Origin of the sequence: Vibrio sp. CyArs1, from assembly GCF_022432925.1 — a bacterium.
GTDB lineage: Bacteria > Pseudomonadota > Gammaproteobacteria > Enterobacterales > Vibrionaceae > Vibrio > Vibrio mediterranei.
In genome coordinates this window covers 102,401-117,104 of the sequence record NZ_JAKRBO010000004.1, presented here as the reverse complement: position 1 = coordinate 117,104, position 14,704 = coordinate 102,401, and the positions used below count along the sequence as shown (strand labels likewise).

Below are 14,704 nucleotides of genomic sequence, written 5' to 3'. Positions count from 1 at the left end.
TTATTTCCATCCCCAGAGTACTGGGTATTTGAATATCGGCTTGGTGGCATCAAAAGTATCTTTTATCGCCAGATACAAGTGGCGGTTTAATACCTGCTGGCTGTTGTCACCAAACGCTAACAACAGTGTTTTATGGCAAATTTGGTGCACCAATCTTGGAACGCCTTTACTTGCTCGCCAAATGGCAGCGAGTTGATGATGACTGAACAGATGTTCCTCACGTCCAGCGCTCATCGTTCTCTGTTGGACATAAGCAAAACACTCAGCTTTTGCCATAGTACGTAATGTGGCGCTGAAGGTGATTCGCTGTCTAAATTGCCTTAGGTGATGCTGTTCAAGTCGCGTATCCAATTCAGGCTGCCCAAACAGCACTAAGTGCATCAATTTGCTGTCTTCGGTTTCTAGATTTCCTAATAAACGAAGCGTCTCTAGTGCTTCATCAGATAAGGCCTGAGCTTCATCAATCAAAGCTACTACTGGTCGCTTCGACTGTTTGGCTTCGATAAGTTTTTTCTGAATATCTTCGAGCAACGTATGTTGCTGGCTTTGCTCTATGCCAAGTTCTTTAGCAATAGCAATTCTTAACTCGGCACCGGACAACACCGGATTGGGCAGATAAACTAAGCTGTAATCAGCCTCGAGCTGTTTGATTAACATTCGGCAGACTAAGGTTTTTCCAGTACCTACTTCGCCCGTGACTTTGAGGACTCCTTCACCAAGTGCCACGCCCGCCGTCACAGTCTGTATCGCCTCATAATGCGGCGACAGACCAAAAAACAGCGCAGTATTGGGCGTCAGCGCAAATGGGTATTGCTCAAATCCGAAATAGTCTAAGTACACCGTTTATCGTTCCAATCGCTTCAACTCAAACGTCAAGCCCTAAGCCTTTTAATCTTCTGGGAACCACTCGTTAAGTAAGTCACGAGAACGCTCAACTTCTTTCTGCCATGTATTCACACCAACAACAGTCGGACGTAGCAAGATGACCAACTCTGTTTTTTCCGTCACGTTTTGCGTATTTCTAAACAAGTGTCCCAGTGCAGGGATATCCCCAAGATATGGCACTTTAGAGACCATTTCAGTGGTTGCCGATTTCATCAGTCCACCAATCACCACAACGTCGCCGTCAGCTGCACGGATAACAGAATCTGATTCACGAATAGAGCTTTTCGCTAGCGGCACAATGATAGAATCCCCTAACACTTCTATCTCTTTTTTCTCTTCTTGAACTTCAATAACCGCAGGATGAACATGTAGCAGAACATTACCTTTTTCATCAATTTGCGGCGTCACGTCCAAAGAAATACCCGAGAAGAAGGGTGTTAATTCAACTTGAGGCGCTACGTTGGCATTTTCACCAGAACCAATAACTGTTGAGATATCAGTAACGAAGTACTCATCGGTACCCACTTTGATAACCGATTTTTGGTTGTTGGCGGCGGTGATTCGAGGACTAGAAAGGACATTGAGATCGCCTTGCGTCGCCATAAAGCTCAATACGGCTTCAAAGTGTCCGTCCGTAATGGTCACGTTGGTTTGCCCACCTAACAGGGTGCCAATCTGATTTAAAGGTGGCACTGGGTTTTGTGCTGGTCGGGAGATAGACACACCACCACTACCAATTGCCGCACCAATATTGCTCCAGCTGATGCCTTGTTGATAACCGTCGCTCAGCGTTACTTCTAGAATCTTTGCTTCCAGAATCACTTGACGATGAAGTCGCTGCTGCGACATATCTAAAAACTCTCTAACCTGACGAATTTCATCGGGATAAGCACGTAAAGTAAGTAAACTGGCTTGAGGGGTAACCACCACACTGCGACCGTCACCAGTACCTATCAACTTACTTACCGCTTGCTCAAGCGAAGGCCAGAAATCACTTTCACTGGTGGTTTCAATACGAGTTCCACCTTGCTCATTATTGTTGCTATTGCCACCATTAACGTTATTTGAGCTTGATGAACTGGACGAGTTCGAATTTGAGCTGTTCGAGCTCGAGTTATTGTTTGAATTACTGCTATTGTTGTTATTGCTCGAATCTCTGCTGGAGATGGTTCCGGTCGTTATCGAGGTTAATGAGCGACCTGAACGCTTGAACTGCAAGTAATCCACTGGAATAGAAACTGTGCGTAAACCCGCTGGATACACTTGGATGATTCGACCTTTTTTCTCAATGTCATAACCATACATGTCACTAACATTATCCAGCACTTCATCTAACGTCACATCGCTCAAGTTAGCAGTAATTTTACCCGATACGCTCGGGTGAATAGACACGCTGTACTCGGTTCCTTTTACCAAACTGGTGAAAAATGCCTTGGCTTCGACGCCATTGGCTTGCACTCGGAAACGCTTCAGCGTTCGGCTCGAATGTGAGCCTGCCTGAGTGTCTAGCTCAGGCATTAGGTCGGCTTCCACCGTCGGGGGCAACTCATCTAGGCTCTTGTTATTTGCATTGTTCACCGATTCATTGAGACTTTGCTTTATTTCAACCGGATCTCGATGTCCCATTGAACATCCCACCAATGCTGCGATACATATACCGACTACTACCTTACGCATCATATTCTTATAGCCTTAGTTTTTTACGTCCATCGCAAATAAGCCAAGTTTCCACTGCTTGCCTGCGCGCTGAAGGAAGAGATTTTCACTGTTGATATTGACGACTTTGTAACCGTTGATGACATCACCTTCTTCAACCACTTTGTCATTCATCACGGCTGAACACGGCATTGCCTGCTCGCAGACTATGCTTTGCAATGTCGGCAATCGGTACACCACTTTTTTCTTCGGTTTCGTTTGTACTTGTGTTGGCTGAGCCCACCCTAAAGGTGCAGTGGGATCTTGGGTCGCCCACGAAGACATGGAAACACTCAATAAGGCGATAAATATTGCTCTAACCACCGATAAACTCCTTGCGAGTACCTAGTGTGTACACTTCTAAAATCAAGCGAGCTTTGGGATGTTTTTCCACATCATATTTAAAGCTACGCCAATAATATTTAACCGGCATTTGCTCCAACTCAGACAGATATTTGGCGATAGCAAAATAGTTACCCGTCAATTCAATCTTAACCGGATGAACAAAGTAACCGGAGTACTCACTTGCTCCATCAGTACCAGTAATAGGCTCTGGTGGTAGCGACTCAAGAGCAACAAGTTTCAAGCCTTGGCTCTTGCTTAGCACCAATTCAAGCAGGTTCGTCATTTGAACCGGTGAGATAAGATTATCCACCAATCCAGAGAGCTGTTCTGATAACGCTTGGCTCTCATCAATTAGTCGATTGAACTCAAGATTAATGTCTTTGTCTGGATCTTGTTTAAGTTGGCTGCTCAATACTGAAAGCTGCCCCTCTAATTCCATGTTTTCACTGGAAACTTGTTGAAGCTGTCGTTCCAAACGGCTCTTTTGCAATAAACTAGGTTCTAGCAACAGCAGATAAAGCATCATAACCACAATGACGAAAGCACAGATTGAGAGTAACGATTTTTCTCTTGTACTTAAGGCGAGGAACTTCTGATCTAACTTCAGCCAATAGTCCTTCACTGCTGAGCCTCCAATACTTGTGTCGCATCCACTTTTTCACCCGCATTTACCACAGTATCTAGAGATCGATTTTCTGGACTGGTACGCAATTCAAATGTCACGACATCATTAGTATTACGACCAATTTTCAAGGTCTTAAAGGTTCTACCAACCAGACTTTGCTCTTGCTTGAATTGCCCAACCCAGTTTGGAATCACACTGGCGTTTCGTGCTAATCCAGAAATATCAATATTGCTTTTATCAAGGTAAATATGTTGAATTGAAATGTCGTTTCTTCCCAACGTCGCAAGCGAGTTCATCACGCTTGAATAACCAACTTGCTGCTCTTTGTCATAGTCATCTACCGCATCCAACGCATCTTTTTTCGCGGTGATCTCCTGTTTTAAGCGCTCTACGGCGGCAACTTTAACCGGAGAAGGTCGATGTGACTCCAACGCCGATTTTTGCTGACTTAATTCATCGTGTAACGAGTCTGCGCGAGACTCCGAGTGTGCAAGCTCGCTTTCTAATTGAGCTGTTGAAACTGAAAGATACCCGTACACCGCAACAGCAGCTGTTACCGTCAGAGCCATTACAGACGCAACTCGAGCTAAGGTAAAATACTCTTGTTTAGGCTTTAAATACGATGGATACAGGTTAACTGCTGGTCCTTCCAACTGCTCACTGGCGATTTGAGCTAATAACGCTCCAGACCAACCCGTACGCTCAGAAACTAGAGGCATTACTTTGACATTCAATCGTGCAGTGAGCGCTTCAGCCAGTTGGGTTTCCGATTCTTCATCACAACAAACTTGCAACGCATGCACGCCACCTGTTTTTAATTGCGATGACAGATAGTCAAGAGACCTTTGCAACTCAAGAGCCAAGCTGTCGACATCAAGTCCAATGGTTTCATCTTGAATAACAGGGCCAGAAACACTACGAATGGTTCGATGAAAAATCGGCAATTGTTCAACAAAAGCACTGACTCGATAGTGATGAAAACGACTTCTTTGCAGTAAAACAGCGCTGTGACTCTCTTTTTGAGCTCTTGCCCAAAATAGCTCTTCTGGAATAACTTGAGCCAGTTCCAATCCTAACTTTTCTAATACACCGCGAAGCTGTAACAGCCAGGATTTCTGAATCACATAGGCAATTGTTTTATTCAAGCTTGGCAGCTCTAGACCATCGGCAACAATCTCAGTCACTCGCTCACTGATAACATCCTTCAATAAAAAAGGCAGAGCTTGAGGCCACTCAGATTTTGGTATTCTTGGCGTGTCTATTTGATAGGTATGATAAAGGTCGCTACCAATGACAACATTGACGCTTTGGCCCTTGGTTGCTTTAGGCTGCAGAAGTTGCTCAAGCGCCTTTTGCCAATTGTTGGCAGTAATATCACAGTTACTAACCTTAAGCTGTCCTTTCTCTGACAAAAAGACGCCATCCGACTGCATAATAACTACCATTGGGGAAGTATTCGCTTGTTTCGACCCAAATCGAGCAACGATGTTTTTAAACGTCATAACATTTCCGCGTTAGGTTCTTTTCCAACGATTTCTTCGTCCAGGCTTTATCATTGCCGCTTTTGGCTTAGGATCTGGCATGAGTTGTGTTTCAGCTGCAAAATAACGTCCTTGACCACCGCTAACACCAAGATCAAGCAGCGTATACCACTCTTTTTTATTTTCCACGCCTACGGCAATAACTTGTGTTTTGGAGTCCCCACAAGCACCAACCATGCTGCGAACAAACAATTGGTTTTCATCCCGTTGATCAATTTTCTTAATTAAGCTGCGATGCAATTTAAGATAATCTACTTTCAGATCTTTGATGTAATGAGTACTCACAATCGAACGACCAGCCTGACCTACGATTACTGTGCACCCTAAACCGGACAGCATTCTAACAACTGGGCGAATATAGTCCAGATGTTGAACTAGTCTTGCCTCGGAAAATTCAAAGCTTAATTGTGAGCGTACCGCGATAGGCAATTGCAACAACTCATCACGAAACCACTTAAAATAGCCTTTATTAGCAAATGGCACGACATAAAGATTGATAGAAATCGGTAGAATAGCCGGACTTTTCTTAATGTTTCGTAACACTTTATTTAGTACTGCACGATCAAAATTGGACTCGTAGCCTACTTGAAGTAAAGCGGAATGGAATCGTGACGCTTTAACAATACCTCGTTCCGGATCTTCAATTCGCGCAAACAATTCTTTGTGAAGTACGTCGAGCTCCTTCCCTTTTTCGTACAAATAGCAGGGCTGTGAAAAAATAAGTAGATTTTCAGGCAGAAGTGCTTTATCAAACAATGTACGCCAACGCACACTGCCACGCTCATCGAATTTTTGGACTTGCTTGCTAAAGCGACTCCAGTTATTTACCTTTTGCAGTTGAGCACTTTTCAGCGCCGTTTCAGCCTCTTCCATGATGCGCCCTTGGCGTTCACCTTCGGAATACATACTGACACCAATGTGACACCAGTTCTCTTCATCAAGAGGCATTGGCGGCGTGATTTTTTCAAGCTGACGAATACATTGGTTTGCTAGGTTAGCAACATCTTTGCTGCTTTGATGCGGGATAAATACGGCAAAATCGGCGTCATAGTAACGGGAGAAAATCACATCAGGATATTTCTGAACCGCGTTGGAAATCACTTCACCAACTTCCACAAGGAAGTCATCTGACGTCGATTTACCTTGAACCTCCTGTACTTGATCCCAGTCTTCAATGCGAAATAGCATAACGCCGCCTTGAGCGCCGCTTTCATGTATCGCTGATTCTAGTTTGCTATCAAATAGCATTCGATTTGCGCTGCCAGTCAATGGATCAAGGAAGGTTTGTGTGCGAATAAAGGTGTCGAATCGACTGCGCTCTTGGCGAGCATCTTGCAATTCTTCGATTAGAATGTCCAAAGCCTCACTAGCGGTATAAGGCCATTCTCTTTCATCTCCTTTAGCAAACTGCTCTACGCGACCGCCTAAGATCATCCGACCTCGCTCTTCCAATAACTCTGAGCCAACTAGCTGTTTACGAAGCCACTTCACCCCTTGCATTAGACAAAAGACAATCAACCCAAAAGCTAAAGTGACCGACCACATGGCTTCAATGGAATAACGCACATCCAAATAAGGAGGCAGCGCGGTAAATTCGACGCGATAGCCATCATTGCGCTCTAAATCAAAACCTTCTCGATACACAATGGTGCGATCTATGGTTGGAGAGGTGTTTTTGTATCGGTATACCACGCCAGCTGAAGAGGTCAGCTGCATCTCAATGATATTACTAGCTTGCAGCATCTTAGGCATCCAACGCTGCATCATATAGGCTGCATCGGGGTCTTCTAATTCTTTATCGATAACTCGAACAATGCCAGCCAAGTGGTGATTGAGGTACTCTTGGCCCATCCTTTTAATGGATAGTGTTCCGCCAACAAACAGAATAAATACGGCACTCATGACAATTACTGTCACAAAAGCCACTAAGCGAGTGCTCAGTTTGAGGGTGGGAGTTTGCCTCATAGGTACTAAAGTCCTTTTTGAACCGATGATGTCATTAACGTTTGTCGTCCGAACTCAACTCGTTGATGCAACAAGAGAGATTCATGCGCACATTATATAAAATAAGCTATCGCGTTAACTGTTTGTTATATCAAATTTACTATAACCCGTTAAGCAACAAGCAATGCGTTGTCTCTAAGAAACAAAAAAAACCGCGAATTCATCGCGGCTTTTCTATGCAAAAATCAAATAGAACTTAATTTGACTTGATATTCAGCACTGATTAGAACGGGATATCGTCATCGAAGTCCATTGGTGGTTCATTGTATTGCGGCTGCTGTTGAGCAGGTTTTTGCTGAGCTGGTTGTTGTACAGGTTGTTGAGGCTGTCCCCAACCCTGTTGTTGAGGAGCTTGCTGCTGCATGCCACCACCTTGGTTCATGCCGCCTTGCATACCACCCTGCATAGGAGTACCACCACCTTGGCGGCCACCTAGCATTTGCATCACGCCGTTGAAGCCTTGAACAACGACTTCCGTTGTGTAGCGGTCTTGACCACTTTGATCTTGCCACTTACGAGTTTGCAGTTGACCTTCAATATAAACTTGAGAGCCCTTACGCAGATATTCACCAGCAACTTCCGCTAGCTTGCCAAACAGAGCAACACGGTGCCACTCAGTTTTTTCACGCTGCTCGCCTGTCGCTTTATCACGCCAAGATTCAGAGGTTGCGATTGTAATATTCGCCACGGCACCGCCGTTTGGCATGTAACGAATTTCTGGGTCGTTACCTAAGTTACCCACTAGAATGACTTTGTTTACTCCACGGCTTGCCATGTTTTGCTCCGTAACCACAGTGTGTTTCAAATTAGCCCAGTAGGATAACACGAACCACTGGTACCGCAACAGCGCTTATCCTGAGGATACCAAAATAACCCCTTTCCCCTCGTTATTACGAGCGAAGCAAACAATGATAAACTTTATATTTATATCAATTACTTAGATAGTTTTAAGTCACTCTCAAACTACTTTTTTATCACTAGAACATAAACTACATACTCGTCAATATGCATAAAAACCACGAGTAAAAGTGTGCTATGAGAAGAAATAATTACCAACGCGTCATTCAACATGTCACTCTTAATCAAGAGGACTCAGTTACCAAAACGGTCAAGCGCTTATCCCATCTAAGTATTAATGCTATTCAAGCCATCACTCCTCAAGATCTACTTTCAACCACCTCCGGTTCTCGTAATCGTATTTTGCTCTTTGATTACGAAGAATCCTTAGATCTTTTCCAACAAGTGTTAAACCTGCCTTTAGCAAGCAAAAATTTTGAGACCGTACTGATCAATGTTCCGCATCGGCTAACGACCGAGGAGATCCTTAGATATGGTCATATCAAAGGGCTCTTTTACAGCCACGAAGACGCTAAGAAAATCGTGATTGGTCTGGGAGAAATCATTAACGGCAAAAACTGGCTACCTCGAGAAGTAACCAGCCAACTGTTACACCACTATCGCCATGTGGTTTCAGCAAATACCTCTCCCACTGTGGTAGATTTGACGGCTAGAGAAATCGAGATCCTGCGGTGTCTGCAATCGGGAGCCAGCAACTTACAAATACCTGAAGACCTATTTATTACTGAGTCCACAGTAAAATCTCATCTTTATCAAGTCTTTAGAAAGCTTTCTGTAAAAAACCGCCTACAAGCGATAGCTTGGGCCAATCAAAACCTTCTCTCCTAGCAATACACACAAAACACATCTTCATCTACGTAGAGAGTGCGCTCTGTTTTTCAATGCAAAACAGAGCGAACTCTGACACATTTCTACTGTCATAAACCGGCGATAATATGTAGACTTAGGTCCAATCGCCCGTCAGTGGCAACAAATTAAAACGAATAAAGATAAAGGGTTTTATCATGATCAAGAAGTGCCTATTCCCGGCAGCTGGTTACGGAACTCGCTTCCTACCCGCTACAAAATCTATGCCTAAAGAAATGATGCCAGTGGTTAACAAACCATTGATTGAATACGGTGTGGAAGAAGCCATTCAAGCGGGAATGGACGGAATGTGTATTGTTACCGGTCGTGGTAAACACTCCATCATGGATCACTTCGATAAAAACTACGAACTTGAACACCAAATTAGTGGCACTAATAAAGAAGAGCTTCTTGTTGATATCCGCGACATCATTGATTCGGCACAATTCACCTACATTCGCCAACGTGAAATGAAGGGCCTGGGTCATGCGATTTTGACTGGTCGTGAGCTTGTAGGTGACGAACCATTTGCCGTCGTTCTAGCGGACGACCTTTGTGTTAACGAAGATCAAGGTGTACTGGCTCAAATGGTCGCGCTCTACAAACAGTTCCGCTGCTCAATCGTTGCGGTTCAAGAAGTACCTGAAGATGAAACGCACAAATACGGTGTTATCTCCGGTGAAATGATTAAAGACGATCTTTTCCGTGTAGATGATATGGTTGAAAAACCTGAGCAAGGCACAGCGCCTAGCAACCTAGCAATCATTGGTCGTTATATTCTTACTCCAGATATTTTCGAGCTAATTGAACAAACAGAGCCTGGCAAAGGCGGTGAAATCCAAATCACCGACGCCTTGCTTAAACAAGCAAAAGCTGGCTGCGTTTTGGCCTACAAATTTAAAGGTCAACGTTTTGACTGCGGTAGCGTAGAAGGCTATATCGAAGCAACGAACTACTGCTTTGAGAATCTTTACCTAAAAGATGAGAAAACAGCAGAGCTTGGCAAACACGCAACTAAGAAAGCGTAATATAAGCTTGAGCTCACAAAACAAACGATAAGCAGTAGCGCCATTTTCATCGAGAAGTGGCGCTTTTTTACATTTACAGACCTGTTTTTTTATCCAGTATTTCTTTGCACAAACTTCACACTATGTAATACTTGTCACACTACGTATTACATGAGTGGCAACAATGGATAAGATCGAAGTTAGGGGTGCTCGAACCCATAACCTAAAAAACGTCAATCTGACAATTCCTCGCGACAAACTGACCGTTATCACTGGCCTTTCGGGCTCAGGTAAGTCTTCACTCGCCTTTGATACTCTGTACGCAGAAGGGCAACGTCGTTATGTGGAATCCTTATCCGCTTATGCAAGACAGTTTTTATCCTTGATGGAAAAGCCTGATGTTGACCACATCGAAGGCTTGTCTCCAGCTATATCTATAGAGCAAAAATCCACCTCGCATAACCCTCGCTCAACTGTGGGTACCATTACAGAAGTCTATGACTACTTGCGCTTGCTGTATGCTCGAGTGGGCGAGCCACGCTGCCCAGAACACAAAACACCACTAGCCGCACAAACCGTTAGCCAAATGGTTGATAAGGTTCTAGAGCTACCAGAAGGCTCTAAAATGATGTTGCTAGCTCCAATTGTTAAGGAGCGTAAAGGTGAGCATGTTAAAACTCTAGAAAACCTCTCAGCTCAAGGTTTTATTCGCGCCCGTATCGACGGAGAAACCTGCGATCTTTCCGATCCGCCGACACTTGAGCTGCATAAAAAGCACACCATTGAGGTGGTTGTCGACCGCTTTAAAGTTCGAGATAACTTACAGCAGCGTCTTGCCGAATCTTTTGAAACCGCACTAGAACTCTCAGGAGGCATCGTCGGTGTCGCTTGGATGGATGAACCTGAAAAAGAGGACATCATCTTTTCTGCTAATTTCGCTTGCCCTTACTGTGGCTATAGCTTGCAAGAGCTTGAGCCTCGCCTGTTTTCGTTTAACAACCCTGCTGGGGCCTGCCACACGTGTGATGGTTTAGGAGTCCAACAATACTTCGATCCAGCCCGAGTCGTGATGGATGAAGAACTGAGCATTGCTGAAGGTGCGATTCGTGGTTGGGATCAGAAGAACTACTACTACTTCCAAATGCTGACCTCACTGGCCAAGCATTACGACTTTGATTTATACGCGCCCTTTAAGTCTCTGCCGAAAAAGATCAAAGATGTGGTGCTCACAGGCTCAGGCCGTACAGAGGTAGAATTTAACTACGTTAACGATCGCGGTGATATCCGCGTGAAACGCCATCCATTTGAAGGGATCCTAAATACCCTTGAGCGCCGTTATCGTGATACTGAATCTAACTCAGTACGTGAAGATCTCGCGAAATATATCTCGACAAAATCCTGTGGTTCTTGTGGTGGTACTCGGCTGCGTGAAGAAGCACGTAATGTCTTTATCGCTGATACCACATTGCCAGAAATCGTCGAAATGAGCATCAGTGGTGCCATGGACTTTTTCCGTTCATTAGAGCTTGAGGGGCAACGCGCCCAAATAGCAGAGAAAGTCATGAAAGAGATCAATGATCGTCTGCACTTCCTCGTTAATGTAGGCCTTAACTACTTAAACCTGTCACGCAGTGCCGAAACACTTTCAGGCGGGGAAGCGCAGCGTATCCGCTTGGCAAGTCAAATTGGTGCAGGTCTAGTCGGGGTAATGTACGTTCTTGATGAGCCTTCTATTGGTCTCCACCAGCGCGACAATGAACGTCTTCTTAATACGCTAACGCATTTAAGAGATCTAGGTAACACCGTATTGGTTGTTGAACACGACGAAGATGCTATCCGAACGGCAGACCACGTCATTGATATTGGCCCTGGCGCAGGCGTACATGGTGGTTCTGTAGTAGCTGAAGGTACTATTGAAGACATTATCCAATCAGAAGAATCACTAACCGGTCAGTACCTAAGCGGGAAACGAGAAATCGCGATTCCTCAACAGCGTACGCCAATGGATGCCAAGAAGGTGGTGAAGCTGCAAGGTGCAACAGGCAATAATCTTAAAAATGTCGATTTGACTATTCCAGTTGGTCTATTTAGCTGTATTACTGGTGTTTCCGGTTCAGGTAAATCCACCTTGATTAATGATACCTTCTTTAAGATAGCGCACACTCAGCTCAATGGAGCAACAACTGCCGAACCATCCCCTTATAAGAAGATTGAAGGTTTAGAGCATTTCGATAAAGTGATCGATATTGACCAAAGTCCAATAGGTCGTACACCTCGCTCTAACCCTGCTACTTATACTGGTATCTTCACCCCCATTCGCGAACTGTTTGCAGGCACTCAAGAGTCACGCTCTCGTGGCTACAAACCAGGTCGCTTTAGCTTCAATGTTCGCGGCGGCCGCTGTGAAGCATGTCAAGGTGACGGCGTTATCAAGGTAGAAATGCACTTTTTACCTGATGTATACGTGCCATGTGACGTATGTAAAGGGAAGCGTTATAACCGTGAAACGTTAGAAGTTCGCTACAAGGGTAAGACCATTGATGAAGTGCTACAAATGACTGTAGAAGATGCTCGTGAGTTCTTCGATCCGGTTCCTGTAATTGCTAGAAAACTACAAACCCTAATGGACGTAGGTCTTTCGTACATTCGTCTCGGTCAAGCTGCGACAACACTTTCAGGTGGTGAAGCTCAGCGGGTTAAACTGGCTAGAGAACTCTCTAAACGTGATACGGGTAAAACGCTCTATATTTTAGATGAGCCAACAACAGGTCTGCATTTCCACGATATCGAGCTGCTCTTGTCCGTTCTGCACCGTCTTCGTGACCATGGCAATACCGTCGTGGTTATCGAGCACAACCTTGATGTCATTAAAACTTCTGACTGGATCATCGATTTAGGGCCAGAAGGTGGACAGGGAGGAGGAGAAATTATCGCTCAAGGGACCCCAGAAAATGTGTCTCAAGTCGAAGGTTCTCACACAGCACGCTTCCTAAAACCTATGCTAAAAGGTTAAATTAGGGCATCTTAGAAGAGTGACGTATGGTTACGTCACTCTCTTTCTTGTTCATTAACTAGTAGCAAGCATGGCAATTATTCATACCAACGGTACAGAACTGGCTGAAAATCGAGTTCGTCCCCCGCTCAATCGAAAGTTCATGGCCGCTATGGCGATGCTTTATCTCATCGCGACACATGTTTTCTGGCCAAATCCAGGCGGCTTGGGGCTTGCACTCACCTTCAATAACACAGCATGGATTGCGTTTAGCGTCGCTTTAGCTATTGGGCTTTATCAACTCGGTAGCAACCAAATATTGCGTTATAGCAAACTTACTATTGGTTTGTTGCTCTCTTGTATTCTGTTAAGTGTTCCACTGTTCTACAGCAAACCCGACATGGTTTCCGTCGCTCCTCGATTTATTGCTCTGTGGAGTGGCATGTTGTTGTTCATTGTTTTGCAGCAATTTCGCTTCACCAATAAGCAGAAACAACGGTTTTTGTGGTTGGTTGTCCTAGCGGCTCTGATTGAGTCTGCAATTGGCTATGGCCAATATTTCTTGCTGTCCGATGATAATTTCATGGGATATAACGTAGTCATTAACCGCCCTTATGGGATCTTCCAACAGCCTAATGTGATGGCTAGCTTTCTCGCCACCGCTCTGGTTCTGTCTGGTTATCTGCTCGCACGTCAACGACATAAATATAACTGGCATATCAGCGATGTCTCCATCTTATATTTAACACCCGTTATTACCTTACCTCTAATTGTCGTTTTAGGCTCAAGAACAGGCTGGCTAGGTGCACTAATCGGAACATTGCTGCTTATCCCTTATCTGTATCGACACTCAACTAGGAAGCGCTTTCGAGGCTGGTCTTTTGCTAGTTTAGCCGGCGTAGCATTAGGACTTTTGCTTGGATTTGGCAACAGCAGTAGCCAAAATCTTATCGAACAAAAAGCCAGCTTTACCGACATTCGTACAACGATTTACAGCCAGTCCATAGATATGCTAATCGAGAAGCCATTTACTGGCTATGGATTGGGAAAGTTTGAACCGGAATACATGGTGTATACGGCTCGGCAGCACCAGCTCAACAACAATTTTTCTGCTGGCGTACCTGCTCTGGATCACCCACATAACGAATTGTTGTTTTGGGGGATTGAGGGGGGATTGCTGCCGATTCTTGGTATTTTGCTCGCGGCTCTTTTCATCCTAAGCCGAATTTACACCGCGAAACCCGGGACACGCTTGGCTATATTCGCTCTATTCTTACCCATTGTGCTGCACAGTCAAACGGAGTATCCGTTTTATCATTCACTGATACACTGGATTACCTTTATCATACTGATTTATTGGGTAGACCAACGTACGCCTCGATTAAAACAAGCTTCGTTATCCGGTGTAACTAAGACACTGACGAGAGTGATGTCTCTATTGATACCAATTTTGGTCATCACCTATATGGTTGCGTCTTTGCATACTAATTATGTGTTAACTAAGTTTGAAAAATCTGACCCAGTCGATGTCACCATCTTAGAGCAAGTCAGTAACCCTATGGCATGGCAAGATCGTTATGACTGGGATGTCTATAGCACTTACCTAAAGCTCGGGTTACGCACTGGTGATAAAACGCTAATTCAACCTTATATTGACTGGTCTGTGGATATTATCCGTCACAAGCCACGTCCTGCTTTTTATCGTAATCTGATAACGGCTTACCAAGGGATGGGAGATACGAGCAAAGCTCAGCAAGTAAAAACCGAAGCAGAATATCTATTCCCTTATCAGCAGTTTGAGCTAGTTGCTACCGAGCCATTACAGGCGAAGCTTCCCAAAGTCTCTGCTGCAAACTAAATATACTCAATGACAATGAAAATGGGACGCTACCTAGCGTCCCGTTTT

Annotated in this window: 11 protein-coding genes; 4 read left to right on the top strand and 7 right to left on the bottom strand. The window is 44.6% G+C overall.

What is annotated here, in order from left to right; translation table 11 throughout:
* The 7 genes from MMA19_RS13845 to MMA19_RS13815 all read right to left on the bottom strand — a co-directional run bounded on the left by MMA19_RS13845 (position 1) and on the right by MMA19_RS13815 (position 7,870).
* Positions 1–840 (bottom strand): AAA family ATPase, encoded by an 840-nt coding sequence (locus MMA19_RS13845; RefSeq protein WP_088876673.1) that lies wholly within the window; start codon positions 838–840, stop codon positions 1–3.
* A 48-nt stretch (positions 841–888) separates the two neighbouring features.
* Positions 889–2,562 carry a pilus (MSHA type) biogenesis protein MshL gene (gene mshL, locus MMA19_RS13840; protein WP_088876672.1) on the bottom strand — a complete coding sequence of 558 codons (1,674 nt, stop codon included), beginning with the start codon at positions 2,560–2,562 and terminating at the stop codon, positions 889–891.
* 15 nt (positions 2,563–2,577) lie between these two features.
* Positions 2,578–2,904, bottom strand: coding sequence for an MSHA biogenesis protein MshK (locus tag MMA19_RS13835; protein WP_088876671.1), 327 nt, complete (start codon positions 2,902–2,904; stop codon positions 2,578–2,580).
* The gene (gene gspM / locus MMA19_RS13830) at positions 2,897–3,547 is read right to left on the bottom strand and encodes a type II secretion system protein GspM (protein ID WP_088876670.1); all 651 of its coding nucleotides are present in this window, start codon (positions 3,545–3,547) and stop codon (positions 2,897–2,899) included. The genes MMA19_RS13835 and gspM overlap by 8 nt, the downstream gene beginning before the upstream one ends.
* Positions 3,544–5,052 (bottom strand): MSHA biogenesis protein MshI, encoded by a 1,509-nt coding sequence (locus MMA19_RS13825; protein WP_240206478.1) that lies wholly within the window; start codon positions 5,050–5,052, stop codon positions 3,544–3,546. The genes gspM and MMA19_RS13825 overlap by 4 nt, the downstream gene beginning before the upstream one ends.
* A gap of 12 nt (positions 5,053–5,064) precedes the next feature.
* Positions 5,065–7,056, bottom strand: coding sequence for an RNase E specificity factor CsrD (csrD, locus tag MMA19_RS13820; RefSeq protein WP_240206477.1), 1,992 nt, complete (start codon positions 7,054–7,056; stop codon positions 5,065–5,067).
* 262 nt (positions 7,057–7,318) lie between these two features.
* Positions 7,319–7,870 carry a single-stranded DNA-binding protein gene (locus MMA19_RS13815; protein WP_240206476.1) on the bottom strand — a complete coding sequence of 184 codons (552 nt, stop codon included), beginning with the start codon at positions 7,868–7,870 and terminating at the stop codon, positions 7,319–7,321.
* Between the two features lie 260 nt (positions 7,871–8,130).
* On the opposite strand from MMA19_RS13815, the gene MMA19_RS13810 reads away from it, so the two are divergent.
* The 4 genes from MMA19_RS13810 (at position 8,131) to MMA19_RS13795 (ending at position 14,656) form a co-directional block, all read left to right on the top strand.
* Positions 8,131–8,781 carry a LuxR C-terminal-related transcriptional regulator gene (locus MMA19_RS13810; protein WP_240206475.1) on the top strand — a complete coding sequence of 217 codons (651 nt, stop codon included), beginning with the start codon at positions 8,131–8,133 and terminating at the stop codon, positions 8,779–8,781.
* Positions 8,782–8,957: 176 nt separating this feature from the next.
* Positions 8,958–9,827 carry a UTP--glucose-1-phosphate uridylyltransferase GalU gene (gene galU, locus MMA19_RS13805; protein ID WP_006070978.1) on the top strand — a complete coding sequence of 290 codons (870 nt, stop codon included), beginning with the start codon at positions 8,958–8,960 and terminating at the stop codon, positions 9,825–9,827.
* Between the two features lie 163 nt (positions 9,828–9,990).
* Entirely contained in the window at positions 9,991–12,819 is a 2,829-nt protein-coding gene (gene uvrA, locus MMA19_RS13800) for an excinuclease ABC subunit UvrA (RefSeq protein ID WP_038229114.1), read from the top strand.
* Between the two features lie 70 nt (positions 12,820–12,889).
* Positions 12,890–14,656 carry a PglL family O-oligosaccharyltransferase gene (locus MMA19_RS13795; protein WP_240206474.1) on the top strand — a complete coding sequence of 589 codons (1,767 nt, stop codon included), beginning with the start codon at positions 12,890–12,892 and terminating at the stop codon, positions 14,654–14,656.
* Positions 14,657–14,704 lie beyond the last annotated feature (48 nt).